Below are 24,610 nucleotides of genomic sequence, written 5' to 3' on the forward strand. Positions count from 1 at the left end.
GGTCAGTGCGCGGACTGGAAGGCCCGGCCGGCCGCCGTCGCCGTCGTACCGTCCGTGAACAGGCCGCTGCTCGGCTTCGACGGGTCGGCGCCCAACCCGAACCACGCGTAACGCCGCACGTACGGAAGGTCGTTGAGCGCCTCCGTGGACGCGGTGACGAAGTCCGCCTGCTGTTGCGCGGAGGGGAAACGGGTCCCCTGGGAGAAGTCGATCAGCGCGTACTCGGTGAGCCAGATCGGCTTGCCGTAACGCTCGTACACCGCGGCCAGGTACGACGTCAGCTGGTCCACGGCCTGCGCGGTGCGGAAGTCACCCCCGTACCAGTGGACCGTGATGAAGTCCACGCGGTAACCCTTCGCCGCCGCGCCGGACATGAACCGGTCCAGCCAGCCGCCCGGGGTGTCCGCCCCCGTCGCCACGGCCGGGCTGCCCAGGACCCGGCCGGCCGACATGAGCCTCGGCCACAGCTCCAGCGCCCTGTCCACCGTCATGTTCGACTGCTCCGCCATGTCGGGTTCGTTGAAGCCCAGCAGATAGGGACCGTTCGCGCGGGCCTGGGCCAACTGGGCGTCGGTGACGGACGCCTCCCCCCAGATCATGGGGACGAAGGAGGACGATGGCGGTGTCATGACGTCCGGATGCTGACTGTTCCAGTTGTAGTACCAGCTCGCCCCGCTCGCGCCGAGTGCCTGACTCACTCCGTCGAAGGTCCACACACCGACGCCCTTCTTGTCCCCGGACGCGACGGGCACGGGGGCCGCGGCGGTCTGTTCCGGGGGAGTCGGCTCGGCCGAACGCTTCGGCGACGGGCTGGGGCTGGGGCTGGGGGGCGAGGACGGGGAGGGGGAGGGAGAGGAGGGAGGCGTCGGGCTGGGGGAGGTGAGGGCGACCGGGGCGGGCGGGGCCGTCACGGCGGCCGGGGCCGAGGAGTCCGCGTTCAGGTGGGCCACGATCAGCGCGGTCACCGTCACGACCACCACCGTCGCCGAGCCGCCGATGATCCGCCCCCGTCTGCCGCGCGTACGCGGACCACGGAGGCGGCGGTGCGCCCCGGCGGGACCGCGGGCCCCCGCCGGGTGCGCGGAGTCCGACGGCGGCGCACCGGCACCAGGGCCGGCACCAGGGCCGGGGACGGCACCGGCGTCCGGGAGTGCGCTGCCGCCCTCGCCCCCTGCGTCGGAAGGCACCCCCGTCCCGCCACCCGTGACCGAGGCGAGCACACGGCCCGGGTCGAGGCTGGACGGCAGGGTCACCAGCGGCAGACCGCTCAGCAGCCCGCCCATCGGCAGCAGCCCCTGGTCCCGTACCGCACACACCGGGCAGTCGCGGACATGGCGGGCGAACCGCTTGCGCCAGAGCGGGCTCGGGGTGCCGCTCCAGGTGGCGGCGATCTCGTCGAGCACCGTACAGCGGGGCACGGCCGCCAAGGCCCGCACCACCAGCCGGGAGACCTCCATCTGCTTCTTCATCCGCTGCACCCGCACCGCGGCATGGCGGTCGGACAGCCCCAGCGCGTCGGCGAGTTCGGCGCGCTCCAGCTCGCCGGTCTCCTCCAGCCACCACAGGGACAGCAGTTCCTGGTCGTCCGGGTCGAGCCAGCGCGTGGCCTCGGCGACCTCCCGGCGCTGCTCGGTCAGACCCAGGCGCAGGATGGTCACGCCGACGAAGTCGAGGGCGGGGTTGGGTATGGCCTCCGCGTCCTCAAGGTGCGCCCGGCGGTCGCGGTCCGACGCCCGCAGGCTCTCCCGATTCCGGATCTGCCTGATCGTGATGGACACCAGCCAGGACCGGAACGCGGCCGGGTCCCGCAGTTTCGGCAGCCCCCGAACCATGCGCAACAGCGTCTCCTGTACGACGTCGTCGACATCGGCGTGACCGTTCAGGGCCCTGCCGACGATGTTGTAGACCAGTGGCAGGCACTGCCCCACCAGATGCTCCAGGGCCTGTCCGTCGCCCGAGCGTGCGGCCGTCACCACGCCGGGGTCGGGTCCACCCCTGTGGGTGTTGTGCATGTGGGCCTCTTCCTCCGCTTGCGGTCTGGCAGTGCCGGGTCCGGTCCCGGACCCGTGAGCACTCTCCCTGATACGGAGACCGCCGACGCGGCCGACGACAACACAAATGCCGAGGACGGAAGAATCGGCGGTCGGGCGACGGAAATGTGTTGTCCGACTGTCCTCGCCGAGGTCACCGATACGTAGGGACGGATCCGAAGAGCACGAGGAAGGCCCCAGGATGGCACGACGACGACGCAGCAGGCACGGCACGAGACGACCGCGACGCGGCTGGTGGTATGCGGGGACGGTCGCCCTCACGGTCGCCACCGTGCTGATCGCCTACGGGGCCTGGTCGCCGTCCGGGACCGACGGGGCCCGCACGACGGACCGTCAGGCCGCCGCGCTCCCGTCCGAGCCGCGCACCACCCCGCCCGCCTCACCGAGCCGCACCGCCTCTCCCACCCCCTCTCCCTCTCCCTCCGCCTCGGCCAAGCCCAAGCCGTCCGCGACGAAGACGAACAAGCAGAAGCAGAAGCCGCCCGCCGAGCCGGACACATCGGTCGAGCAGCCGTCGACGGCGCCCGCAGGCAAGCGACTGATCACCGTCGTGAACGAGACCCAGAAGACGATCTGGGCGGTCGTCACCAACACCGCCGTCTACCCGGAAGGCCGCAAACTGACCCCGGGCCAGAGCATGTCGGTCACCGTCGAGAACGACTGGGGCGGACGCATCTGGGGCCGGACGGGATGCGCCTCGACCGCCGCGGGGAAGTGCGCGACCGGCCACTGCACCAGCGTCTGCGGCGGCTACAACCCGCCCACCACACTGGGAGAGTTCACCTTCGACGCGTACGCGGGCATGGACTTCTACGATGTGAGCATGGTCGACGGCTCCAACCTGCCCATGTACATCAACGTCTCCCACACCTCGACCGTCGACCCGGTCAGCTCCTCGGGCTGCTACCAGGGCGTGTGCACCTCGGAAGTCGACTGCCCCACCGAGATGCAGGCCGTCTCGGGCGGCCAGGTCATCGGCTGCAAGCCGCCGTGCGAGGCGTTCGGCGGTAATACGTACTGCTGCCTCGCGGAATGGGCGGGCCGCGAGAACTGCATCCCCTCGAAGTGGCCGGTCGACTACACCCAGGTCTTCAAACGCGCCGCGCCCTACGCCTACTCGTACGCCTTCGACGACGCGGCGACGATGTCGTGCAAGGGGGCGTGCTACTACCGGGTGACCTTTGGGACGACCGGTACCTAGTCGCTGCCGCAGCGGGGTGGGTCGGTTGATGTCGGTTCGGTCCTGACTCACCCCGGGGCCTTGTGGGACTGCGTCCGGGCGGCCGGTGCGAGCCGACCGCCCGGACACCGGGCGGGGAGGTGCCGACTCCGTCGCAGGCGCCGGTCTGTCCGGCGGTCAGCGGGGAGTGACGACGGCGGCGGCTGCTCGACCAGGTAGCGATACGAAAGACGCGAACGGAATCCGCCCTTGATGCCGGAGCGGTCCGTGGGAGCTGTTGAGCAGCCAGAGGCGCCGCTCGATCTCCCCGCAGTCGGCCCGTCCCCCTCTCGAAGATCTCTCAAGAACCCAGCCTCCATCCCCAACTACACCTGTGAGCTTGCTATTTGACTGGGCAGGCGTGCCGTCCCGGAAACGTCCATCACATGGCCGGACTTTGATTGTGGTCCGGCGCTCTCCGCTGGATCATGGATGTTCCGAGATCGAAGGGCGGGTCGAATCATTGTTCGCACATGCACAACCCGGACCCCTGACCATCGTCTGGATCACCGCGAGCTTCCCGCCTGAGGTCAGCGGCGTGGCCCTGGGGAACGCGGAACGCGCCCGCTGGTTCGCGACGCGTCCGGAGGTACGTCTGTGCCTGCTGGTCCCCGATTCCACCGACGGAGCCGCGCCGGTCACGGGGGTCACTCCGGTCCCGCCCGTAGGGGCGGCTGTCCCGAACGGCCCGGAACTCTACCCCTACGCCTCCAAACCCTGGCTCCCCTACCCGGTACTGCGCGTACCGCGCCGGGCGGCACTCGCGCAGATCGACACCGCACTGGAACACATCGCCCCGGACCTGGTGGTCGTCACCGATCCCGAACGCTCGTTCATGTTCGCCTCCTGGGGGATGCCGGGACACGCCTACGCCCGGCGGCGCGGCGTGCCGTATGTGGCCCAGTACCAGAGCGACTACTACAACTTCGCCGACAGCTACCCGCTCTGGCGTCATCTGCGCACGCCGGTGTTCCGGCCGGTCATGCGCCATGTGTACCGGCACTTCGACGCCGCCCTCTGCGCGACCCCGCACGCCGCGGCGACACTGAGCGGGTTCAGTGATGTGACGACCGAGCACATACCGTTCGTCGGTGTCGACATCGAGGACTTCGGCGCGGACCGGGCCGACCCCGCCGTCCTCGCCAGACTGGCCCCGCACTACGACGGGCGCGGCAGACGCGTGCTCTACCTGGGCCGTCTCGCCCGGGAGAAACGGCTGGACCTGGTCATCGGAGCCTTCCTGAGGCTCAGCGCCCTGCCCGGCAACGAGGATCTCTCCCTGTTCATCGCCGGTGACGGCCCACGGGACATCACCACCCAGATCGGGAAACTGGCCGCGGCCTCACCCCGAGTCCACCTCCTCGGCTTCGTACACGGCGCGGACCGCAGCGCCCTGTACGCCTCCTGCCACGCGTTCTGCACCGGCTCGCCGTACGAGACATTCGGCCGCACCGTCGTCGAGGCGATGGCGTCCGGAGTCCCGGTGGTCACCCCGTCCAGCGGAGGCATCAGCGACACCCTCGCCGCAGGTCAGCACGCCTACCTCTTCCCGCCCGGCGACGCCGACGCCCTGTTCGGTGCCCTGCGCGCGGCACTCGCCGACGAGGGGAAGGTCACCGGCCGAGCCCGCAAGGCCGCCGCCCAGTTCGCCACCGAGCGAGGCTGCGCGCAACTCCTCGCCGGCTACCGGCGCCTCACCGAGCCCCACTGTGAGTGAGGACCGAGGTGAGGACCGAGGGTGAGGCGTGCGAGCCGCGCCAGGGGCACGCACGCCCGTCCCACGCACACACCGGCCGATGTGCGCTACACCAAGGAGGTTTCGTGATGCGGCGACAGGAGTCAGCTCCGGCGGGCGTGGTGCCCTTGGCCCGGCGTCCCCCGGGCCTCAGCACGGCCGGGCGGACCGGGCTGGAACACCTCGACTGGTGGCGCCCCCGATCCGTCCGGTTCGTCGAGAACGACCCGCCCGGCAGCGCGCTGTCCGCGTTCCTTGAGTCGCTGAGGACGACGTTCGAGGACGGCGGACATCATGTGGTGGGGCACGCGGCGGCCTCGGCCACCGATCTGGCGCTGGCCGTCGTCCGCGTACCGGAGGGCAGCGCCCCACTGAGCGAGCGGGTCGAAGAGGCACCGATGCCGTTGCTGCTGAGGATGCGGCGCACACATGGCGCACTGGGCAACATCGCGCACTCGGTCGCCGTGGTCGAGGTGCCCGAGCGGATGAGCACCATGAGCCACGCCGAGGCCGTCCACACGGGACGCGTCCTGATGGCGCGTCTGGGGGCTCCCAAGGTGGTGGTGGTGACCGTCGACGCGACGACGGACCGGGTGATCGAGGCGACCCTGTGCACGATGGAGGGCGGACACCCCTCGGAGACCGAGAACACGAAGAACACAGAGAAAACGGAGAACACGGACAGCATCGCCCAGGGCATCTGCGACCGCCTGGTCGCCGCCGCCTGCACACGTGAGGTCGCCGGCCGCTACGACGTCGAGTCCGGGGCCATCACCGCCGCGCAGTGGGCGGACACCTCGGTACCCGAGGCACTCGCGGCGGCCGGCCGCCGCATGGGCGGCCTGCGCCTGCTCCCCGCCCCGCACCGCCTCACGCACTACGTGTCGCCACGTCTGGCGGCCGTCTACGAGCGATATCTCGGGATGAAGGCGTTCAGCGAGGGCATGCTCTTCGCCTTCGACCCGGGCCTGGGCGCACTGGTGGTCACCGCGTCGGGGAGCTGGGAGGTGGACAAACGCGCCCTGCGCCGCGACGACGTGACGGTCGTCGCCCACCGCCTCGACAACGGGCGGCTGCGGGTACTGGCGCCCGTGTCGGTCAGTCCCAAGGGGCCGTCGGTGGAGGCATGGGAGGTGTGCGCACTGCTGGAAGCGGTCCCCACGGTCCGGATCCGCCAGGACGAGGACGGCGCCTGGATCTGGGACCCGCACGGCACCCACGAGGTACCGGCGATCCGCGCCGGACTCCACGCCCACGTCGGCGTCAGCGCCGCGGATCCCTCACGCATCGAGACGGTCCCGGCGGACCGCGAACGCTACCCGTACGGGTTCGGCTGCGGCACGGACCTGATGATCGAGGTCGCCCAGGACACCGTACGACGCTCCCAGGCCATCAACGATCCCGACGACCCGCGGCACTTCGTGCGCTGGCCCATGCTGTACCACGGTGAGATGGCCGTCGAACTCTGGGGCCCGGACCAGCGCACCGAACCACTGAGCGGCCTGCTGGACCTCTTCGACACCCAGGCCGAGGCGGCGATCACCTACGACCCGGACCACATCGAGCAGCCGTGGTGACGGACGGACGGACGGCCCGGCGGGCAGGCTGGTGGCGGGCGGGCTCAGGCGCGTGACGAAGGCCCGAGCCCACCAGCCACCATGCGTGGGGTTCAGGGTGGGATGCGGTTCACTGTCATCCGGGTCCTGTTGTCCCACGCCGAGGGACGGCACCGACAGCGCCAGCCGCATCGCGCCGGGAGCCCCACGCCACAGGGATGCCCCGGGTGAGAGCGTCATCTTCGCCGGGCAAAGATGACCCAGAAGACCGTGAACGCTGTCCATACGATCGCGAAGGCCCACATCAGCCCGTCCCCGCCGAACAAGGCCATGGAGCCCAGCCAGCCGAAGCCGACGGCCATGAAGGGCCAGCCGGCGGTGGAGATGTTGAAGAGGACCGACAGCCGCCCGCTCACGCCCGCCCACACGCCCACCGCCAGAGCCAGGAAGCCGAGCGCCAGCCACCATGGGACTCCGTCCTGGGCGGAGGGCGCGTAGGAATGGGTACGGCCGTGCAGCCCCAGCTCCATCACTTCGCCCCGCCACAGGCGGACTTCGGCCGGATCACCCGCCTTGGCCTCGTCATACATCGCCGACCCCACCGACAACCAGTCGGTACGGTCACGCCACTCCACCTCGACGTCGTAGTACGTCGGGCAACTGGCGCCGGGTTCAACGTCGGAACAGTCCTGACCTGTCCGGCGGTCGAGTACGGTGCCCGTCTCGCGCCGGACGCACGCGTCGTCGCCGGTACGGCTCGCTGCCTCGCAGACGGGCGCGCGGCTGTACTCCCTGGTCGTTCCGTACGCTTTCGCGACCTGCTGACCGCAGAAGAGGACCCCTGCTGCGGTCGCGAGCACGACCAGTCTCCGTGTCCAGAGGGAGAGCCGCCCCTCATGTGCCGTCTTCTTCATGCACCCCTGGCTTTCACCGGGCAGAGCCCTTGCGCTCCGTCGCCCTTCCGGAGGGGATGACGCGGGTTCGGAGTGATCGGGTTGCAGGGAATTCTGTTTGGTGGGGTGCGGCTGCGCTGCCGCCTTCGGGGCGATGTGTCGGCGCAGCAACTCGATCGCCGGTATGTGGTCATACTGCTCGGCCAGGTGCATGGGCGTATGACCGTCGGGATCCGCGAGTTGTGGGTCCGCGCCGAAGGCCAGCAGGACGGCAGTGGTGTGCGTGGTCAGCGGGCGCCCGCTCTGTAGGGCGCTGTCTCCCTCGACGTCGATCGCGTGCGTCAGCAACGTCATATTGCCGAAGACCTCGTTGGGATCCGACCCATCGGCCAGCAACCGGGCCAGCGTCTCCGCATCTTCGTGCTCCACTGCGTGATGGGCGGGCGTCCAGTAGTCGCTCACGTAGGGGCCGGAGGTGTGACGGGTGAGGCCGTGTGGCCTGCTGGCGGCATGAGGGCGGCCCGACGCACCTCGATGCGGCCGGGTGCCGAGTTCGTTGCCTCGCCCGGGGTGACCATCCGCCGCGGGCCGGGTTGAGGCACGTGAAAGGGGGACGGGGGTAGGGGGCCGGGCCCGCCTGCCACCATCCGCGCGGCGCTGCCCACACCCACGAACGGCGACGAGGGCGAACGCACTGCGCGGGGCCGTCCCGTCCGACCGAAATCGGAGAACGACCCCGCACACGCGCTACCGGCGAGGGTCAGATGCGTACCCACAGCACGTAGACGTCGGGCCTGGTCGGGAACGGCTCACACTTGTACAGCAGGCCCCACAGGTGGTGCCCCGCCTTCCCCGCCGCATCGCATTCGGCGTACGAGGAATGATGGGAGCGCGGGGTGAAGTAGGGGTCCGCGGAGGCGGACGGCGCAGTGGCGAACAACAGCCCCGCAGTGGCGACAGCGGCTCCGGCGAGCACGCTCAGACGTCTCAGCATGAACACAACTCCCTTGTTGAACAATAGAAGTGATGTGCCGTTAGATTCTACAGGGTCACCCGTCTTGTAAGGGTCCTGTGTGATCTGCATCGCTTCTGTGGGCTTGGTGGGCTTGGTGGGCTTGGCTGCGAGGGTGAATCTCTATTGATAAAGGCGGTTTGATCCGGCTTGAGACGGAGTACCCCGTGCAGGTACGGCGTAGCCCTGTTCCCGGGCCCAGTTGCGGAGGGCGGCGGCGTCGATCGGCGCCGGGGAGTCGAGGGGGAGTGCGGGCTTCACCAGCACCGGGTTCGATGGTGTGAACGCCGGGGGAGTCCGGAGCAGACGGGCCGGGAACTGCGGTACCCGGATCCGGCCAGGGAGGACGGACGCGAGGAAGCCGGTGGTGGATCCGTCGTGGATGAACGAGAGCGGTCCCCGGGCCTCGTTGACCGCGATCCGCCACCCGTGGGGCTCGTTCGTCGGCTCGGTGATCCAGAATGGTACGCGCGGTTGCTGGTCGCTTTCGTGGCAGCTCAGAATCCTGCCCCAAATCATGCAGTGGCCTCACCTGCAAATTTCAGGATTTCGAGGACGCGCCGAGAAGATTGAGGCAGATTCGAGCCCGGCGCTCACTGATCGTTTTCGCCATTTTGGTAAGACATCCGTGAATACACTGGAGTCCTGGCCCGGGGTGTGGTCAACACGTCCCTGGGCTAGCATCGAACTGTCCTGCCCTTCGGGGTGAATTCTCATGCCGCCCCGGTAGTGAAAGGTGACGCCATGAAGGTGCTTCCGTACCGCACGCTGACACCCGACCGTCCGTCTCGTGAAGTGTTCTAGACGGACGGATACTGTCCAGAGCGGATCAGGGGCGCGGTCGACCATTGACTGCGCCTCTCCGGCTGAGTGAGGAACGAAGATGCCGCGCGTTGATGTGCCGTCAACCTTCATCGGCTGGCTCTATCGCCCCTACTTCGATTTCGGTGACTGGGAGGGGAGCGGAAACTCCGCAGTCGAGGGATTGGTGCTGGCGGTCCGGTCGCTGGTCGAGGAAAGCGACGCATACCCTCGCCTCCACGGATTCTCTCCGTCGTCGGTGCGGCGCGAGATCGTACGGCACGCGATGCTCCCGGAGTATCAGCTCGACGACCCTGCCGAACTCGCCCCGGATCTGCGCACCCCCGCATGGCGGAGCCTCTGCGAGCAGCTGGCCCGCTACCCCGATCTCGGCGGCCGGGCCCGGTTCCGGGCGCTGTGGGCGCTGCACCGGGCGGGGCTGCACGCGTCGGTCCTGCGCCATGAACGCGGACCCACCGCACCGTCCGGCACCCGGCTGGACGACGACACCGCCGCGCTCGCCTTCATGCGAGGTCAGGCACTGTATGCGCAGGCCATGGACGGCGCCCCCGCGGACGCCGCGGCGCTGGAACTGCATGCGGTGCAGGAGCGGGCCAGACCCGGATGCTGGGCCCATGTGGAGGCGACCTATCTGCTCGCCAACATCTGCGTGAAGATGCTGGACGACGCATCCGGCTTCCCTCGTCGTCTTGAGCGGCACGCCCGGTCCATCGACGCGTCCGACACGGTCGGTGACGAGCGGAACAAGCTCCTCAGTCGCTATCACCGGATCGCCGCGCTGGCGCCCCAGTTGGCGGGCGATCACGCGGCGATGTCCCGCGAGATGGACCGGGCCGAGAATTTCTGTTCCCTGATGCGGCGAGACACCCCCTTGACCCGGGCGGAATGGGCTCCGCTGCGCTACGCACTGCTGGAGAGCAGGATCAAGGAAATGTTCGTTCTGGGCGACTTCGAACGAGCCGAGCACTACGCGCTGAGCCTCACGGACCATATGCCCGCCGAGCCGCGCGCCCTCCTCACGCTAGGCCAGGTGTATGTCGAGCGGGAGAAGATCCCGGAAGCGGTGAGCGCGTACCGGAAAGCCACGCTTCTGGGACCTCAGGTCACCCATATGGCGCAATTTATGATGGGGCAGTGTCTGGAGCATCTCGGTGATATGGAAGCGGCCCGCTGTGCCTATGTGCGGGCTGCGGCGTCCGACCCGATGGGAACGTCCACCCTGCAATTGCTGGATCGCGATGGGATCGACCGGGAGGGCGGGCTACTGCGCCGCTGGGTCGACCGGCGTACCACGCTTCTCCGCGAGGAACGGGAGGCCGTGGACGAGGTGCGTGAGTATCAGAAGTACGACGGGAAGATGGGGCCGGTCGCCGGCCGTCGGTAGTCTCGTGGATCTGGTGGATCTCGTGAACGCCCTTCCGGTTCTGGTTCCGATTCCGGTTGCTTTGCGTGGACAGCAGCGCGGGGAGGAGGCGCCGCACTTCGCCGTTCTCGCCACCGTGGTGGGGTCTGGTGCACTCGGAACGGTTGTCCTGTCGCATCACAGGTGCCCCTGGGGCTTGGCCCGCGCGCTGCTGGTTTGTCATGGAAAGGAGAACGCAGCACTGGGCGGTGCACCATGGCGGGGTGACAGCAACCCAAGCTGAACCGGCCGAGCACGAGGACCGGTGGAACCTGAATCCCTGGGGATGGAGCGTCGCTCGGATCACCGTCGATTTCCGTCTCACACTGGCTCTCGACGCAGGCTGGGAAGTGGTGCTCGAAGCACCGGCCCGGCTCTCGTCCGGGCCTGACCCCACCGGCTCCGGCGTGGTCTTGGTGCCGGAGACTCAGGACGTGGCCGCAGTCCTCCCCCTGTTCGGGGCCGGGATCGTCTCTGTTGTCGTCTTCAAGTCCGGCACACTCCGGATGGTGTTCGAGGACGGCACGGGTCTGATCTGTCCAGCCGATGCGGCGTTTGAAGCCTGGGAGATCACCGGGCCCGGAGGGTGGCGGTTCGTGTCCCTGCCGGCTGGTGGCCTCGGCGTATGGTCCGGCATCGTGGCCGATGAGGATCCGTGAGAGCTCCATTCTCGACGGTGGCGCTACGCTCCGATCCGGCGCAGCCACCTCCAGCGGATGAGGAGTCTCCCGGCTCTCCTTCCGCAGGTTGCTGTAGCAGTCCCTTGCTGTAGCAGTCCGTCATGACCACCGCGAGCGGGGCGTGGCGGCATGTCTGAAACCGGGTCTCCCGTTCTTCGCATTCGTATCCGTATAGGCTCGTGACCAGCCATTTCTCAGAGCGGGGACGACACCCCGGCGCACCGACGGTGAGTGAGGGGGACCGGTGACACGGGCCCCGTCAGCCCACGAGGGCAGCGAGGGCGGGGGAGGGTTACTTCGCCAGATGGGCGCCGTAGAACTCGGTCAGCCTCTCCACCGCCTGGGAGACATACGGCTCCTTGTCGTACAGATCGACATGGCTGGCACCCTCGATCCAGTGCAGTTCCTTGGGGCCCTCCACCTGCTGGAAGGCTTCCACCGCCATCCATGAGGTGACCGCGGCGCTGCCGACGACCAGCAGAACCGGACGCGGGCCGATCAGGCCGACCGCGTGGAAGGCGTCGAAACCGGCCATGTGGTCCACGCTGACCCAGGGCAGGAACTTGCCCGAGCGCGGGTGCTGGGCGCGCGGGGTGCAGTAGTACTCGAAGCCCTCCGCGCCATGCTCACCGCCCGCCGCACGAGCCTGCTCAATGGTGTCGGGGAACAGCTGGAACGTCTGCGCGTCGGCGCCCTCCGCCTCCGTCGTCCGGGCCGCCGCGGCGGCGTCCAGCATCCCCTGGAAGACGGCCGGGTCCTGAGCCCCGTCCGCGCCCAGCCGGAACTGCCGCGCGATGTCCACGCCGCTCACCGTGCCCACCGCCTTGATCCGGTGGTCGGCGGCCGTGGTGGCCAGGGTGTATCCACCGGAGGCGCAGATGCCCAGCGCGCCGATGCGGTCGGTGTCGACCTCGCCACGCGTGGTGAGGAAGGAGACCGCGGCCTTGAAGTCCTCGACGCGCTGGTTCGGGTTCTCCAGGCTGCGCGGCTCACCCTCGCTCTCCCCCTGGTAGGCCGCGTCGAAGGCCAGGGTCACATAGCCCTGCTCGGCCATCCGGCGTGCGTAGAGCCCGGCGGCCTGCTCCTTCACCCCGCTGCCGGGGTGCCCGACGACCAGCGCCGGACGGGGGCCGGGGACACCGTCGTCCGGGGCGTAGAGGTGTCCGGCCAGCTTCAGACCGGAGGAGAGAAAGGTGACGTCCGTACGCATCGGGTGCTCCTGTCGCATCAGGGTCGTGAAGAGTGGGTCCGCCCGCCGGGGCGGGGGGGGGAGGGGGATCCGGGGGGCTTTCGCTCCCGGCCACACATCCACCATGGCTTCCACCGGACGTGCGCCACCAGGGACGCCTTCGCCTAGGGACTCCAGTACCAGGCATCGGGCGCCAGGCATCAGGCGCCAGGCGCCAGGCGCGGTCGCGAGGCTATGCCGCCTCGGAAGTCTCCAGAGAAAGGGCCCCGGGCCCTTTGGTGAGAGTGTCGAGACCATTGACACTAAGTGACTTAGTCACTTAGGGACTAAGTCTGAACCCGCGTTACCCTCAGACGGCAAGACAACACCCAAGAAGAGCGCGGCACGGAACACGGCGGAACCCGGAGGACCCACCCAGTGACCGATGACGCATACGATGCCTCGGCGTTCCAGAAGTTTGATCGTGGCCGGGTCGCCGACCGGATCATGGTGGATCTCCGCCACCAGATCCTGAGCGGCGCCCTGCCCGACGGAACACGGCTGCCCGCCGAGCGTGATCTCGCCGCGCGCTACGGCGTCAGCAGCGCCACGGTCCGGGAGTCCGTCCGCGCCCTCGCGGCGATGGGCCTGATCAGCGTGCGTCACGGCAGCGGCTCGTTCGTGACCGCGTCGGCGGACCGGATGATCGCCGAGTCCATCGCCGCCGCGATCCAGCTGACGCACGTGGGCCCGGCGGAGGTGCTCGATCTGCTCGGGGTGCTGAACGCCCGTGCGGTCGAGAGTGGCGCCGAGCACGCCTCCGACCAGGAGATCGCCGCTCTGCGCGCCGCCGCGGAGAGGCTCGCGGTCGTGACGGAGGTGGGGGCGGCGGCCACCGATCTCAGCCGGTTCCTGAACCAGCTGTCCGACCTCTCGCGCAACCCCTTGCTGTCGACGCTGTGCCGGTTCTTCGCCGAAGTGCAGGTGGAACTCACCTTCGTCATCTCCGGTGGCCCGAACCTCGCCCACTGGCAGCGGAACACGGGCGCCCTGCACCCGCACCGTATGGCCATCGTCGAGGCACTGGAGGCCCGGGACGGCGCGCGGGCGGCAGCCATGGTCCGCGCGTACCACGCCCATGCCTACGAGGTCGTCGCCAGCACCGCCCATGACGCCGACGCCGATGCCGATGCCGACCGTCCCAACCCCGAGTTCTCCCAGCTCATCGCCTCCCTCATGAACACCCGGCTCACCACACCCAGTAGGTAGCCCCCCAGCACAGCACAGCACAGCGCAGCCCACCGGAACATGAGCACCGCCCAGCGTCTCCCCGCCCCGGTACTCAGGAGGAAAACCGCTCAGCAGGACCTGACACCCAACGAGGAGCCCCATGTCCCGCCCCCACATCACCGACGATTCCGTCCCCCCGAGCAGAGCGGGCGGCGGCGGAGGCGCACGCCCCGTCGCCATGGTCATCGCCCTGTGCGCCGCGGTGGCGCTGGTGGACGGGTTCGACACCCAGGCGATCTCCCTCGCCGCCCCCGCGATCGGCGCCGAATGGCAGGTCGACCCGCACTCCTTCGGCACCGTCTTCAGTGTCGGACTGCTCGGCGGGCTGGTCGGCGCGATGGCCGCCGGGGTGATCGGCGACCGGGTGGGCCGCCGCCCGCTGGTGCTGTTCGGCGTCCTGGAGTTCGCGCTCCTCACCCTGCTCACCCCGGCCCTCGCCACCTCGATGGAGTCCCTTGAGGTGCTGCGCTTCATCACCGGGATCGGCCTGGGCGCCGCGGTGCCCGGCATCGTCTCCCTCGCCTCGGAGTACGCGCCCGCCAGATCCAGGGCCACCGTCGTCGGACTGATGTGGTGCGGCTTCCCCATGGGCGCCGTGGTCGGCGGGCTGCTCGCCGCGTGGATGATCCCGGCCCTCGGCTGGCAGAGCCTGTTCTACGTGGGTGGCGTCGCGCCTCTGCTGGTGCTGGTCGTGGCCTTCGTCAAGCTCCCCGAGTCCGCCCGCTTCCTCCAGGTCCGCGGCGACACCGCCGGCGCGGCCGAGATCCTGGACCGGCTGGGCATCGAACCCGAGACCGCCGACGCCGAGACCGGGCACGACAGCGCCGCCAAGTCACCCGTGGTCGACCTGTTCCGCCAGGGCCGGGCGGCCGGCACGCTCCTGCTCTGGGCCGTCATGTTCTGCACCCTGCTGATGGCCTACTTCCTGGCCGTCTGGCTCCCCACCATCGCGGCCGGCGCCGGGATGAGCAACGCGCTGCTGGCCGTCTCCGCGCTCAACCTCGGCGGTGTCGTGGGCTGTCTGGTGATCAGCCGGATCTCCGACCGGCTCGCCCGGCCCGCCCGCCTGATCGGCGCGGCCTACGCCGTCGGCGCGGTCTTCATCGCCCTCATCGGCTGGGCCAACGGCTCCGGCGGACTCCTCCTGCTCGTCACCTTCGTCGCCGGTCTCGGCGCCATCGGCGCCCAGCTCTGCACGGTCTCCCTGTCCGCCATGTTCTACGAGACCCGGCTGCGCGCCACCGGCGTGGGCTGGTCCGCCGGCGCCGGCCGCCTCGGCGGCATCGTCGGCCCGATGCTCGGAGCCAAGCTCCTCGCCGACGGGGCGTCCCCGTCGACCATGTTCCTGGTGGCGGGAGGCGCCGCACTGCTCTGCGGGCTCGTGCTGTTCGCCTTCAGCCTGACCGGACGCCCCCGACGCCGCACCCCCGAGGCATCCGGCCCCGCCGAAGCCGAAGCCGCAACCGCGGCCGAAGCCGCCGCCCCTGCCAGCGCCAAGGCCCGACACATCCTGAGCAACCGGCGGACGACCTGACGAGCATCGCCCCCTTCGACGCCGAGTAACTCCCTGGAGGCGGGCAAGGTCGGGTCGGCCACGTCCCCGAAGGACTCCCCACCGCAACCCGCCCCGCCCCGCCCCCACCGCACCACGACGAACTCCGACCCCCTTCAGGGCCTTACCAGCACATGGAGGCGTTTGGAGACGCTCACCCAAGCCCATCGGCGCCGACCCGCACGGCGGACTCGTCGACGAGCGCGGCGGTGACAGGCTGGGGTGTCCCGGTCAGATCCAGGACGGGACTGGCCTCCTTGTACCAGGACTCGATGACGGCGTTGCCCCAGAAGTCGCGGCGGCGGTCGTCATGGACGTTCCAGCGGTAGGTCTCGTGGTCGGGGTCGCCGGTGTAGTAGTCGGAGGTGTAGATCTCCACGCGGTGGCCGTCGGGGTCGCGGAGGTAGAGGTAGAAGGCGTTGGAGACACCGTGGCGGCCGGGGCCGCGTTCGATGTGGTGCTCCTTGTGCAGGGCGCCGAAGAGGTCGGCGCAGCGGAGCACCTGGTGGGATTCGTGGGTGGCGACGCCGAGGTGGTGCAGTCGGGGGCCGGCGCCGCCGGTGAAGGCGACGTCGTGGACGGTCTGCTTGCGGTACATCCAGGCCGCGTACAGCTCGTGTTCGTCGCCCTCGATGGTCTCCGAGCAGCCGAAGCCGAGGGAGCGGTAGTGGGTGTAGGCGGCGGGGATGTCGGGGGTGCAGATGTTGAAGTGGTCGAGGCGGGCGATGTGGGCGCCGCGGTGGAGGTCGTAGCGCTGGATGAGGCGCTCGCCGCGCTCGATGTGGTGGAAGAACTCGACCGGGAAGCCGAGGGGGTCGATGACGCGTACGGCGTCCCCGATGCCGTGGGTGCCCTCGCCGGGACCGAGGCGTTTGACGGGGCGGCCGAGGGTGGTGAAGAACCGCTCGGCGCGGTCGACGTCGTCGGGGGTGCGTACGCGGTAGGCGAGGTGGTCGAGGGCGGCGACGGGGCCCTGGCGCAGGACGAGGGAGTGGTGGGTGAGTTCGTCGGTGCCCCGGAGATGGATGGCGCCGGGTTCCTCGTGCTGGATGTGGAAGCCGAGCATGTCCACCCAGAACCAGCGGGCCCTGGGCAGGTCGGTGACGGCGAGTTGGGCGTAGGCGGAGCGGACCACATCGGGGGCGGGCACGGGTGTCATCGGGTGGCTCCGAAGCGCGGGGTGTGGACCGCACCGAGGGCGATGTGCACGATCTTGGACTCGGTGTAGAAGTCGATGCTGTGGGCGCCGCCCTCGCGGCCGACGCCGGATGCCTTGACTCCGCCGAAAGGGGTGCGCAGGTCGCGGATGTTGTGGGAGTTGACCCAGAGCATGCCGGAGTCGATGGCGTGGGCGATGCGGTGCCCCCGGGTCAGATCGCCGGTCCACACATAGGCGGCGAGCCCGTACTGGGTGGCGTTGGCCAGCTCCACGGCCTCGGCCTCGGTGTCGAAGGGGGCGAGGGCTACGACGGGGCCGAAGATCTCCTCCTGGAAGATCCGGGCGTCGCGGGGGACGTCGGCGAAGACGGTGGGCTGGAGGTAGTTGCCGTCGGGGAGGTGGTCGGGGCGGGATCCGCCGGCCAGCAGCCGTCCCTCCTTCCGGCCGATGTCGACGTAGGTGAGGACACGTTCGTAGTGCTCGGGGTGGACGAGGGCGCCGACTTCGGTGGCGGGATCGGAGGGCGGCCCGACGCGGACGGCGGCGGCGCGTTCGGCGAGGCGCCGGGCGAAGTCGTCGTAGACCGGGCGTTCGACGAGGACCCGGGAACCGGCGGTGCAGCGTTCGCCGTTGAGGGAGAAGACACCGAAGAGCACTGAGTCGAGGGCGGCGTCGAGATCGGCGTCCGCGAACACCACCACCGGGGACTTTCCGCCGAGTTCCATGGAGGTGGTCTTGAGGTGTTCGGCGCTGGAGCGGATGATGTGGCGGCCGGTGTCGGTGGAGCCGGTGAAGGAGATGAGCGGGACGCGGGGGTGGTCGACCAGGGCCTGACCGGCCTCTTCGCCGATGCCGTGGACGATGTTGACGACTCCGGCCGGGACGCCCGCCTCGGTGAGGATGCCGGGCCAGAGGGACGCGGACAGGGGGGTCCATTCGGCGGGCTTGAGGACGAGGGTGCAGCCCGCCGCGAGCGCCGGGGCCAGCTTCCAGCTCTCCAGCATGAACGGGGTGTTCCAGGGCGTGATCAGCCCGGCGACGCCGACGGGGGAGCGGACCACATAGCTGATCTGCTCCTCCCCCTGCCGGAAGGCTTCCTCCCCGAGGGCGACGATGACATCGGCGAAGTAGCGGAAGTTCTCCGCCGCCCGCCGGGCCTGGCCCCGCGCCTGGGTGATCGGCAACCCCGAGTCGAACGACTCGAACTCCGCCAGCCGGTCATGGCGGGCCTCGATGGCATCGGCGACGCGGTGCAGGAGGGTGGCGCGCTGTCGGCTGGGCAGCTTCGCCCAGGCCGGGAAGGCCGCTCGGGCGGCAGTCACCGCCCGTTCCACATCGGCGCCGCCACCGGCCGCGGCACGGGTGTAGCCGGTGTTGGTGGCCGGGTCGGTCACCTCGAAGGTGCGCCCGTCGGCGGAGTCGAGCAGGGCGCCGCCGATCCAGTGCCGGATGGCGTCGGGAAGATCAGTGGGTCGCATGGCGGAGTGGGGAAGATCAGTGGGTCGCATGGCGGAGTGGGGAAGATCAGTGGGTCGCATGGCAAAGGGGCCTTTCATACATCGGCTCCACGACGGGGGAGCGGGGCGGTCACGGAACCGGCGCGAGCTGGGGCGTGAGGTCCCCGCCCTCGGCCAGCAGGGCGCGGATCCGGGCGAGCCCGGCCTCGGTGGGGCCGGTCAGCGGGGGCCGTACCCGGGGGGACGCGATCCGGCCCTGCTGGTGCAGGACCCACTTCACGGGCGCCGGGTTGGTCTCCACGAACAGCAGATCCACCAGCGGATGCAGCCGGTAGTGCAGATCCCGGGCGGTCTCGAAGTCACCCGCCTCCCACGCCTCGTACATCCGGGCCACCGCCGCCGGGGCGATGTTGGCGACCGCGCTGACGAACCCGGCACCGCCCAGCGCGAGCAGCGGCAGGCACAGCAGCTCGATGCCCGACCACACCAGCAGCTCCCGCCCGCACAGATGCAGCACCCGGGAGAAGTGCTCGAAGTCCTTGGTGGTCTCCTTCACCCCGACGAAGTTGTCGAAGTCGGTGAACAGCCGCCGCACCGTCTCCGGCGCGATGTCGACGGCGGTCCGCGAGGGCACGTTGTAGGCGACGACCGGCAGATCGGGGAACTCGCGGGCCACGGTCGCGTACCACTCGTACAGCGCCTCCTGGGTGGGGCGCGCGTAGTAGGGGGTGATGACCAGCGCGGCGTCCGCGCCCAGGTCGCGGGCGGCGGCCGTCATCTCCAGGGTCTCGTCCAGCTTGTGCGAGCCCGTGCCCGGCAGGAACGGCACCCGGTCGGCCACCTCCTCCGCCACCGTCCGCATCGCCGCGATCCGCTCGGCCGTGCTCTGGGCGCTCGGCTCACCCGTCGACCCGCCCAGCGAGATCCCGTGCGACCCCGACTCCAGCTGGAACCGGACCAGCGCCCGCAGACTGTCGTGATCGACCGCCCCTTCATCGTCGAACGGTGTCACCAGCGGGGCGATCGACCCGCGCACCGACGCCGGATCACTGCGGAACTTCATCTTTCACTCCTCCTGACTCAGGGGTCGCGCCGGTGTCCTGCCGGGCGCACCACTGCTCGTACGCCGGGCGCCAGGCCGGGCCCAGCGGGTAGAGGCCGTCGATGCTCTGCCCGGCCCGCACCTGCTCGGTGACGAACTGCTCCTGCCGCTCCTGCTCCCGGCTGTCGGCGATCAGCCGCTCCGCCAGTTCGGGCGGCACCACGATCACTCCGTCGCCGTCGCCCACGATCAGGTCGCCCGGCTGGACCAGGGCGCCGCCGCAGGCGATGGGCCCGCCCGTGTCCCAGGGCACATGGCGCCGCCCCAGCACCGAGGGATGGTCGCCCCCGCGGTACACCGGCAGATCGAGTTCACTGATCAGCGCGCTGTCCCGGACAGCACCGTCGGTGACGACACCGGCGGCGCCCCGCCGCAGGGCCCGCAGCGCGAGGATGTCGCCGAGGGTGCCGGCGGTGGTGTCCCGGCGGGCGTCCATCACCAGCACATGACCGGGACGCAGCTCCTCGATCGCCCGCTTCTGCGCGTTCATCCCGCCGCCGAACCGCTGGAACAGATCCTCACGCAGGGGCAGATAGCGCAAGGTGTGGGCCACTCCCACCATCGTGCGCTCCGGGTGGGTGGGGCGGACCCCGTCGATCGACATGTGCGGCAGCCCGTGCCGGGCCCGCAACTGGGCACTGAGCGTGGCCACCGACACCGATCGCAGCCCGTCCTCGATCCGCTGGTCGAGCAACGGCGGCGGGGTGTACGCCGCACCCCACGCCGCCTCCCGCTCCCCGGGTGTCACCTGCGGCATCGCCCCGTACGGTGCCAGTTCCTCGCCCCGCACCACGGTGTTGGTCAGCCGACCGCTGGACAGGGTGCCGTCGCCCACCTCGACCTCGACGGTGTCCCCGGGCACCACCACCGACGCCCCCGCCGGGGTGCCGGTGAGGATGACATCACCCTCCTCCAGCGTGACCAGCCGCGACAGATCCGCCACCAGCCGCCCGAAGGGGAACAGCAGACCGTCCGTGGTGTCGTCCTGCACGAGCTGCCCGTTGACCCAGGTCCGCAGCCGCAGCCCCGCCGGGTCCACCGCCCGCGCGTCCAGCAGCCGGGGTCCGAGCGGGGTGAAACCGTCGGCGCCCTTGGAGCGCAGATTCGACCCCCGGTCCGCGTACCGCAGGTCGTACACCCCGGCATCATTGGCCGCGGTGACATACCTGACGTGCCGCCACCCGTCCTCCGGGGCCACCCGCCGCGCCCGGACACCGATCACGAGCGCGATCTCGCCCTCGAACGCCATGAGTTCACAGCCGTCGGGCCGCACCAGCGGCTCCCCGGAACCCGCCAGCGACGAGGGCGGCTTCAGAAAGTAAGACGGCTGCGCAGGAACCCGGCCCCGCTCCGCCACCCGGCTCGGATAGTTGAGATGCAGGGCGATGATCTTCGACGGGGCGGTCGTACCGAGCGGGTGCGTCATCGCCCGCGTGCCCCGGCTGCCCCGGCCGCCCCGCCGGGCTCCGCCTGGCGGCTCTCGGGTTCCGCCCCGCTGCCCTCGGGCTCCGCCCCGGTGCCCTGAGTTGCCGTCCCGCAGCCCTCAGGCTCTGCCCCGCCGCTTTCAGGCTCTGCCCCGCCGGGTTCGGTCCCCCCGCCAGCCTCCGCCTCCCCATGCCGCATGCGCTCGCGCAGTGACAGCAGACCGTCCACGGCGTCCATCCCCGGGCTCAGCACACCCGTACGGCGGGCCAGTTCGCGGACCGCGCCCAGGATGGCGTCCGTCTCCAGCCGCCGTCCGCGGTCGGAGTCCTGGAGCATCGAGGTACGGAAGGCACCCAGCCGACGGGCCACATCGAGGCGTTCCTCCGCCGTCATGGCGGTCGGGATCCCCAGCCGCGACCCCACCTCGGCGGCCTCCGTGAAGATCGTGGCGCACAGGTTCCGTACGGCCGGGGTGTCCAGGATGTCGATCACCGTGGCCCCGGTCAGCGCGCTCACCGGATTGAGGTTGACATTGCCGAGCAGCTTCTCCCAGAGCGCGGTACGGATGTCCATGCTCAGCTCCGCCCGCACCGGACCGTGCGAGAGCGCCTTGGCGTACCTCTCGGCCCGCTCGCTGGTGCCGCCCAGCGGTTCACCGAGGATCAGCAGATCGCCGCCGGTGTGGGTGACCTCGCCGGGCGCCGGGACGGAACTGCTGAAGTGCGCCACACCGGCCAGGACCCGCGACGGCGGCAGCAGCGCCAGCAACTCGCCCCGCGGGTCTACCGACCGGATCACCTGGTCCCCGGGGGCGTCCTCGACGGTCGCCAGCAGCCACCAGGGCACCCCGTTGGCGACGACCAGCAGATCGGTGCCCGCCGTGATCCAGGGGAGGACGGAGGCGACGGCACCGGTCAGGTCCTGCGACTTCACGCAGAGAACCACCAGGTCCGGGACGTCCAGCAGGGCGGGGTCGGCGGCGGCGGGCAGCCGGTGCCGCTCCTCCCGCCCCCCGCTGCGCAGCAGCAGACCGTGCGCCACGATCGCGTCGAGCTGGGCGCCCGGGGAACCCAGCAGCGACACCTGGGCGCCGGACGGGAGGAAGGAGGCGGCCAGGGTCGCGCCGACGGCTCCCGGCCCCACAATCGTGATCTTCACGGTCATCCCTCAGCTCTGGTAGGACGGGTCGATACGGTCGATCTTGCGGCGCAGCGCCTCGAACAGCGTCCGGCCCGCGCCGGTGCGGTCGCCCAGCTGGAACGACTCCTGGGTGGACTGCACCGCGGCGGCCTGACTCACCTTGGCCAGCGGCTGCCCGGCGGACGCCGCCGCCAGCTGGATCTCGCAGGCGCGCTGGAGCGTCCACAGCGCGGAGAACGCGGCCGGCAGGGTGGGGCCGAGCGCCAGCAGCCCGTGGTTGCGCAGGATCAGCAGATTGCGCGGGCCCAGATCGGCGACCAGCCGCTCCCGCTCACGGGGGTTGACGGTGATGCCCTCGAAGTCGTGGTAGGCGACCATGTCGTGGAGCTGGGCCGAGTAGAAGTTGTCCGGGTCGAGACCGGCGGCGAGACAGGCCACGCCGGTGCCCGCGGTGGTGTGGGTGTGCATGACGCAGTGGGCGTCGGGGCGGCTCGCGTGCAGGGCGGTGTGGATCAGCAGCCCGGCCTCGTTCACCGGCCAGGGTGAGTCGGACAGGATCCGGCCCTCGTAGTCGATCTTCACCAGGTTCGACGCCGTGACCTCGTGGTACATCAGGCCGAACGGGTTGATGAGCAGGCTTCCCTCCTCGCCGGGAACCCGCAGTGTGATGTGGTTGAAGATCATTTCGACCCAGCCCAGATGATCGAAGACCCGGTAGCAGGCGGCCAGTTCCAGCCGGGCCCGCCACTCGGCGTCACTCATGGACGAGGGGGCCTGAGGCGCGGGCGGAGGGGTCGCGAGGGTCACCGTGGCTCCTTGGGGTCGGGGCGGACGCCGTGGGGTCGGGGAGGGCGGCGGGGAGGGAGCGGGGGAGGGAGCGGGGGAGGGGCGGGCGCGGCGGTGGTGAGCCGCGTCCGAAGGGATCGGAACGGGGCCGGATGAGGTCGGATGGGGTCGGATGGGGAGGGCGGTGCACCACGAGCATCCGTCGCCCACACCGGCGGGGGCAATGGCGAAACGTACACTTGAGGTCGACTGGTGATGTCGGAACCGACATCATGGCCTGTCCTGGCCTGTCCTGGCCTGTCCTGGCCCGGATCGGCCGGTCGCGGCCCGTTCCGGCCGATCCGGCAACGAGGGAGGACTCATGCCGCCGCTGTCGCTGCGACGCCTGAGGGAGGCGCTGCCGCCGGGCACCTTGACCCTGGTGTCCGAGGGCGCGCCCGGGGCCGTCACCGGGGCTGCGACCGGGATCGTCACCGAGCCTGCCACCGCGACCGTCACCGCGACCGTCACCGGGGTCGTCACCGAGCCCGCCACCGAGACCGTCACCGGGGCCGCCACCGGGATCGCCACCGAGCCCGCCACCGGAATCGTCACCGGCGTCGACCTGCTGGACTGCCCCGACGCGGCCCGCGATCTCCCGCCGGGGCTGCTGCTGCTCGCCGTGGGCCTCGACCCCGCCGCCACGACGGCCGTCGAGGAAGCCCTGCGGACCGCCGCCCGCTGCTCGGCGGCGCTCGCCGTCAAGACCGCGCTGCCCGTCGCCCCCGCCCTGCTGGACCGGGCCCGCCGCGAGGGGGTGGCGGTCGTCGCGGTGGACCCGGCGGTGCCGTGGAGCCGGATCCAGCACCTGGTCGGCACCCTGCTGACCCGGCTGCCCGCCCCGCCGGGGCCGGGCGGGGAACGCCCGGGTGGGGGAGATCTGTTCGCCCTGTCCGACGCTCTCGCCGCGATCGTCGGCGGTGCCGTCGCAATCATGGACGTCCACCAGGTCGTCGTGGCCTATTCCACCCTGCCGGGACAGCCCATCGACGACACCCGCCGCCGGGGCATCCTGAACCGGCAGGTCCCCGAGGACGCCCTCGCCGACCACCTGGACCGCGAACTGTGGCGGACCGACTCCGTGGTACGCCACCACCGGCCCGGCGATCTGCCGAGGATGGCCGTGGCGATCCGGGCCGGTACGGATGTCCTCGGATCCCTCTGGGTGGCCTTCCCGCCGGACGGCCCGCCCGGCGATGTCGAAGCCGCCCTCCGTGAGGCCGCCGGGGTGGCCGCCCTGCACATGCTCGCGCTGCGCCGCCAGATCGACGCCGACCAGGACAGCCGCAACGAGGCCCTGCGCGCGGCTCTGGACACCCCCCGCTCCGACGAGCCGGTCGGCACCGGGGCGGAGCGGCTGCCGCCCGGAGTGCTGATCGGCCTGGCCGAAGTACCCCCCGCCCAGGGAGCCGCCCCCTCCCCGGACCGGGCCGGGGGCGAGGACGCCCGCCGCCGCGCCGATCTGCTGCGCCTGCTCGACCTGGTCGCCCTGGACGGACGCGCCCTGGGGTACGAGACCGCCGCGGCGGTCATCGGGGGCCGCCTGTACGCCCTGCTGCCGTCTGCCCCCGCTACCGCCGTGCCCATGGCCCATCTGCTGGACCACCTCCACCGACGGGCCCACCGGGCGACCCGGCGCCGCTATGCCCTGGTCCACACCGCCGTCTCCCCGCAATCACTGCGCACCTCCCGCCACGACATCGACGCCGCGCTGGACCATCTCTACGACACCGGCGCCGGACCGGGCCTCCACCCCCTCGATGACCTCCGCGCCGACCTGGTCCTGCGCAGACTGCTGCGGGTCGTCGGCGAACGGGCGGACTTGCGCACCGGCCTCGCCGAGCGCATCGCGGCCCACGACGCCGAACACGGCACCGAGTTCCTGGCCACGGTGGCCGCCTATCTCGACCACTTCGGCGAGGTCGCCCCCGCCGGCGCGGCCCTGCACATCCACCAGAACACCCTCCGCCAGCGCCTGCGCAAGGCCGAGCGGCTCTTCGGCCTGACCCTGGACGACCCCACCCGCCGCCTCCTCCTGGCCGTGGAGGTGGCGGCGGCGCTGCGCGGCACGCCGGGTGCCCCGAGCGCGGACGGCCCAGTCAACTGACCGGCAGACTGCCCG

Annotated in this window: 17 protein-coding genes and 1 pseudogene; 8 read left to right on the plus strand and 10 right to left on the minus strand. The window is 70.7% G+C overall.

Going from position 1 to position 24,610, the window contains the following annotated elements:
- Positions 1-2: 2 nt before the first annotated feature.
- Positions 3-2,012, minus strand: a complete 2,010-nt coding sequence (locus ABZX40_RS07395; protein ID WP_355730950.1) for a sigma-70 family RNA polymerase sigma factor — start codon at positions 2,010-2,012, stop codon at positions 3-5.
- Between the two features lie 220 nt (positions 2,013-2,232).
- Here ABZX40_RS07395 and ABZX40_RS07400 point away from each other — a divergent pair, with 220 nt between their 5' ends.
- The 3 genes from ABZX40_RS07400 (at position 2,233) to ABZX40_RS07410 (ending at position 6,582) form a co-directional block, all read left to right on the plus strand.
- Entirely contained in the window at positions 2,233-3,252 is a 1,020-nt protein-coding gene (locus tag ABZX40_RS07400; protein ID WP_355730951.1) for a thaumatin family protein, read from the plus strand.
- Between the two features lie 556 nt (positions 3,253-3,808).
- Positions 3,809-4,987, plus strand: coding sequence for a glycosyltransferase (locus tag ABZX40_RS07405; protein WP_355730952.1), 1,179 nt, complete (start codon positions 3,809-3,811; stop codon positions 4,985-4,987).
- A 107-nt stretch (positions 4,988-5,094) separates the two neighbouring features.
- Positions 5,095-6,582, plus strand: coding sequence for a hypothetical protein (locus ABZX40_RS07410; protein ID WP_355730954.1), 1,488 nt, complete (start codon positions 5,095-5,097; stop codon positions 6,580-6,582).
- 1,010 nt (positions 6,583-7,592) lie between these two features.
- Here ABZX40_RS07410 and ABZX40_RS07415 read toward each other — a convergent pair.
- Both ABZX40_RS07415 and ABZX40_RS07420 read right to left on the minus strand, forming a co-directional pair.
- Positions 7,593-7,916 (minus strand): annotated as a pseudogene (locus ABZX40_RS07415) (ankyrin repeat domain-containing protein); the annotation flags it as partial.
- A 298-nt stretch (positions 7,917-8,214) separates the two neighbouring features.
- Positions 8,215-8,448: a hypothetical protein gene (locus tag ABZX40_RS07420; RefSeq protein ID WP_355730955.1), complete on the minus strand. Its 234-nt coding sequence runs from the start codon at positions 8,446-8,448 to the stop codon at positions 8,215-8,217.
- A gap of 901 nt (positions 8,449-9,349) precedes the next feature.
- On the opposite strand from ABZX40_RS07420, the gene ABZX40_RS07425 reads away from it, so the two are divergent.
- Both ABZX40_RS07425 and ABZX40_RS07430 read left to right on the plus strand, forming a co-directional pair.
- On the plus strand, positions 9,350-10,672 hold the full coding sequence (locus ABZX40_RS07425; RefSeq protein WP_355730956.1) for a tetratricopeptide repeat protein: 1,323 nt from the start codon (positions 9,350-9,352) through the stop codon (positions 10,670-10,672).
- Positions 10,673-10,914: 242 nt separating this feature from the next.
- The gene (locus tag ABZX40_RS07430; RefSeq protein WP_355730958.1) at positions 10,915-11,349 is read left to right on the plus strand and encodes a DUF6188 family protein; all 435 of its coding nucleotides are present in this window, start codon (positions 10,915-10,917) and stop codon (positions 11,347-11,349) included.
- A gap of 313 nt (positions 11,350-11,662) precedes the next feature.
- On the opposite strand, the gene ABZX40_RS07435 is transcribed toward ABZX40_RS07430, so the two are convergent.
- The gene (locus ABZX40_RS07435; protein ID WP_355730960.1) at positions 11,663-12,580 is read right to left on the minus strand and encodes an alpha/beta hydrolase; all 918 of its coding nucleotides are present in this window, start codon (positions 12,578-12,580) and stop codon (positions 11,663-11,665) included.
- A gap of 396 nt (positions 12,581-12,976) precedes the next feature.
- Here ABZX40_RS07435 and ABZX40_RS07440 point away from each other — a divergent pair, with 396 nt between their 5' ends.
- Both ABZX40_RS07440 and ABZX40_RS07445 read left to right on the plus strand, forming a co-directional pair.
- Positions 12,977-13,807: a GntR family transcriptional regulator gene (locus ABZX40_RS07440; protein ID WP_355730962.1), complete on the plus strand. Its 831-nt coding sequence runs from the start codon at positions 12,977-12,979 to the stop codon at positions 13,805-13,807.
- Between the two features lie 121 nt (positions 13,808-13,928).
- Complete coding sequence (locus ABZX40_RS07445) at positions 13,929-15,362, plus strand: MFS transporter (protein WP_355730964.1); 1,434 nt, start codon at positions 13,929-13,931, stop codon at positions 15,360-15,362.
- 172 nt (positions 15,363-15,534) lie between these two features.
- Here ABZX40_RS07445 and hpaD read toward each other — a convergent pair whose 3' ends face one another.
- The 6 genes from hpaD to ABZX40_RS07475 all read right to left on the minus strand — a co-directional run bounded on the left by hpaD (position 15,535) and on the right by ABZX40_RS07475 (position 22,470).
- The gene (hpaD, locus tag ABZX40_RS07450) at positions 15,535-16,539 is read right to left on the minus strand and encodes a 3,4-dihydroxyphenylacetate 2,3-dioxygenase (RefSeq protein WP_355730966.1); all 1,005 of its coding nucleotides are present in this window, start codon (positions 16,537-16,539) and stop codon (positions 15,535-15,537) included.
- On the minus strand, positions 16,536-18,017 hold the full coding sequence (hpaE, locus tag ABZX40_RS07455) for a 5-carboxymethyl-2-hydroxymuconate semialdehyde dehydrogenase (RefSeq protein ID WP_355730968.1): 1,482 nt from the start codon (positions 18,015-18,017) through the stop codon (positions 16,536-16,538). The genes hpaD and hpaE overlap by 4 nt, the downstream gene beginning before the upstream one ends.
- 109 nt (positions 18,018-18,126) lie before the next feature.
- Complete coding sequence (gene dapA / locus ABZX40_RS07460) at positions 18,127-19,059, minus strand: 4-hydroxy-tetrahydrodipicolinate synthase (protein WP_355730970.1); 933 nt, start codon at positions 19,057-19,059, stop codon at positions 18,127-18,129.
- Complete coding sequence (locus tag ABZX40_RS07465) at positions 19,043-20,524, minus strand: fumarylacetoacetate hydrolase family protein (RefSeq protein WP_355730972.1); 1,482 nt, start codon at positions 20,522-20,524, stop codon at positions 19,043-19,045. Before ABZX40_RS07465 ends, dapA begins: the two co-directional genes overlap by 17 nt.
- Positions 20,521-21,681 carry a 2-dehydropantoate 2-reductase gene (locus ABZX40_RS07470; protein ID WP_355730974.1) on the minus strand — a complete coding sequence of 387 codons (1,161 nt, stop codon included), beginning with the start codon at positions 21,679-21,681 and terminating at the stop codon, positions 20,521-20,523. Before ABZX40_RS07470 ends, ABZX40_RS07465 begins: the two co-directional genes overlap by 4 nt.
- A 9-nt stretch (positions 21,682-21,690) precedes the next feature.
- The gene (locus ABZX40_RS07475; protein WP_355730976.1) at positions 21,691-22,470 is read right to left on the minus strand and encodes a class II aldolase/adducin family protein; all 780 of its coding nucleotides are present in this window, start codon (positions 22,468-22,470) and stop codon (positions 21,691-21,693) included.
- Positions 22,471-22,810: 340 nt separating this feature from the next.
- Here ABZX40_RS07475 and ABZX40_RS07480 point away from each other — a divergent pair, with 340 nt between their 5' ends.
- The gene (locus tag ABZX40_RS07480; protein ID WP_355730978.1) at positions 22,811-24,595 is read left to right on the plus strand and encodes a helix-turn-helix domain-containing protein; all 1,785 of its coding nucleotides are present in this window, start codon (positions 22,811-22,813) and stop codon (positions 24,593-24,595) included.
- Positions 24,596-24,610: the final 15 nt, after the last annotated feature.

The organism is Streptomyces sp. NPDC004610, assembly GCF_040609715.1.
Classification (GTDB): Bacteria; Actinomycetota; Actinomycetes; order Streptomycetales; family Streptomycetaceae; genus Streptomyces.

Coding starts and splice junctions, on each gene's coding strand:
- ABZX40_RS07465 (WP_355730972.1), bottom strand. CDS start 20,524: ATGACGCACCCGCTCGGTACGACCGCCCCGTCGAAGATCATCGCCCTG.
- dapA (WP_355730970.1), bottom strand. CDS start 19,059: ATGAAGTTCCGCAGTGATCCGGCGTCGGTGCGCGGGTCGATCGCCCCG.
- ABZX40_RS07435 (WP_355730960.1), bottom strand. CDS start 12,580: ATGCGTACGGACGTCACCTTTCTCTCCTCCGGTCTGAAGCTGGCCGGA.
- hpaE (WP_355730968.1), bottom strand. CDS start 18,017: ATGCGACCCACTGATCTTCCCGACGCCATCCGGCACTGGATCGGCGGC.
- ABZX40_RS07400 (WP_355730951.1), top strand. CDS start 2,233: ATGGCACGACGACGACGCAGCAGGCACGGCACGAGACGACCGCGACGC.
- hpaD (WP_355730966.1), bottom strand. CDS start 16,539: ATGACACCCGTGCCCGCCCCCGATGTGGTCCGCTCCGCCTACGCCCAA.
- ABZX40_RS07420 (WP_355730955.1), bottom strand. CDS start 8,448: ATGCTGAGACGTCTGAGCGTGCTCGCCGGAGCCGCTGTCGCCACTGCG.
- ABZX40_RS07445 (WP_355730964.1), top strand. CDS start 13,929: ATGTCCCGCCCCCACATCACCGACGATTCCGTCCCCCCGAGCAGAGCG.
- ABZX40_RS07395 (WP_355730950.1), bottom strand. CDS start 2,012: ATGCACAACACCCACAGGGGTGGACCCGACCCCGGCGTGGTGACGGCC.
- ABZX40_RS07480 (WP_355730978.1), top strand. CDS start 22,811: ATGCCGCCGCTGTCGCTGCGACGCCTGAGGGAGGCGCTGCCGCCGGGC.
- ABZX40_RS07425 (WP_355730956.1), top strand. CDS start 9,350: ATGCCGCGCGTTGATGTGCCGTCAACCTTCATCGGCTGGCTCTATCGC.
- ABZX40_RS07410 (WP_355730954.1), top strand. CDS start 5,095: ATGCGGCGACAGGAGTCAGCTCCGGCGGGCGTGGTGCCCTTGGCCCGG.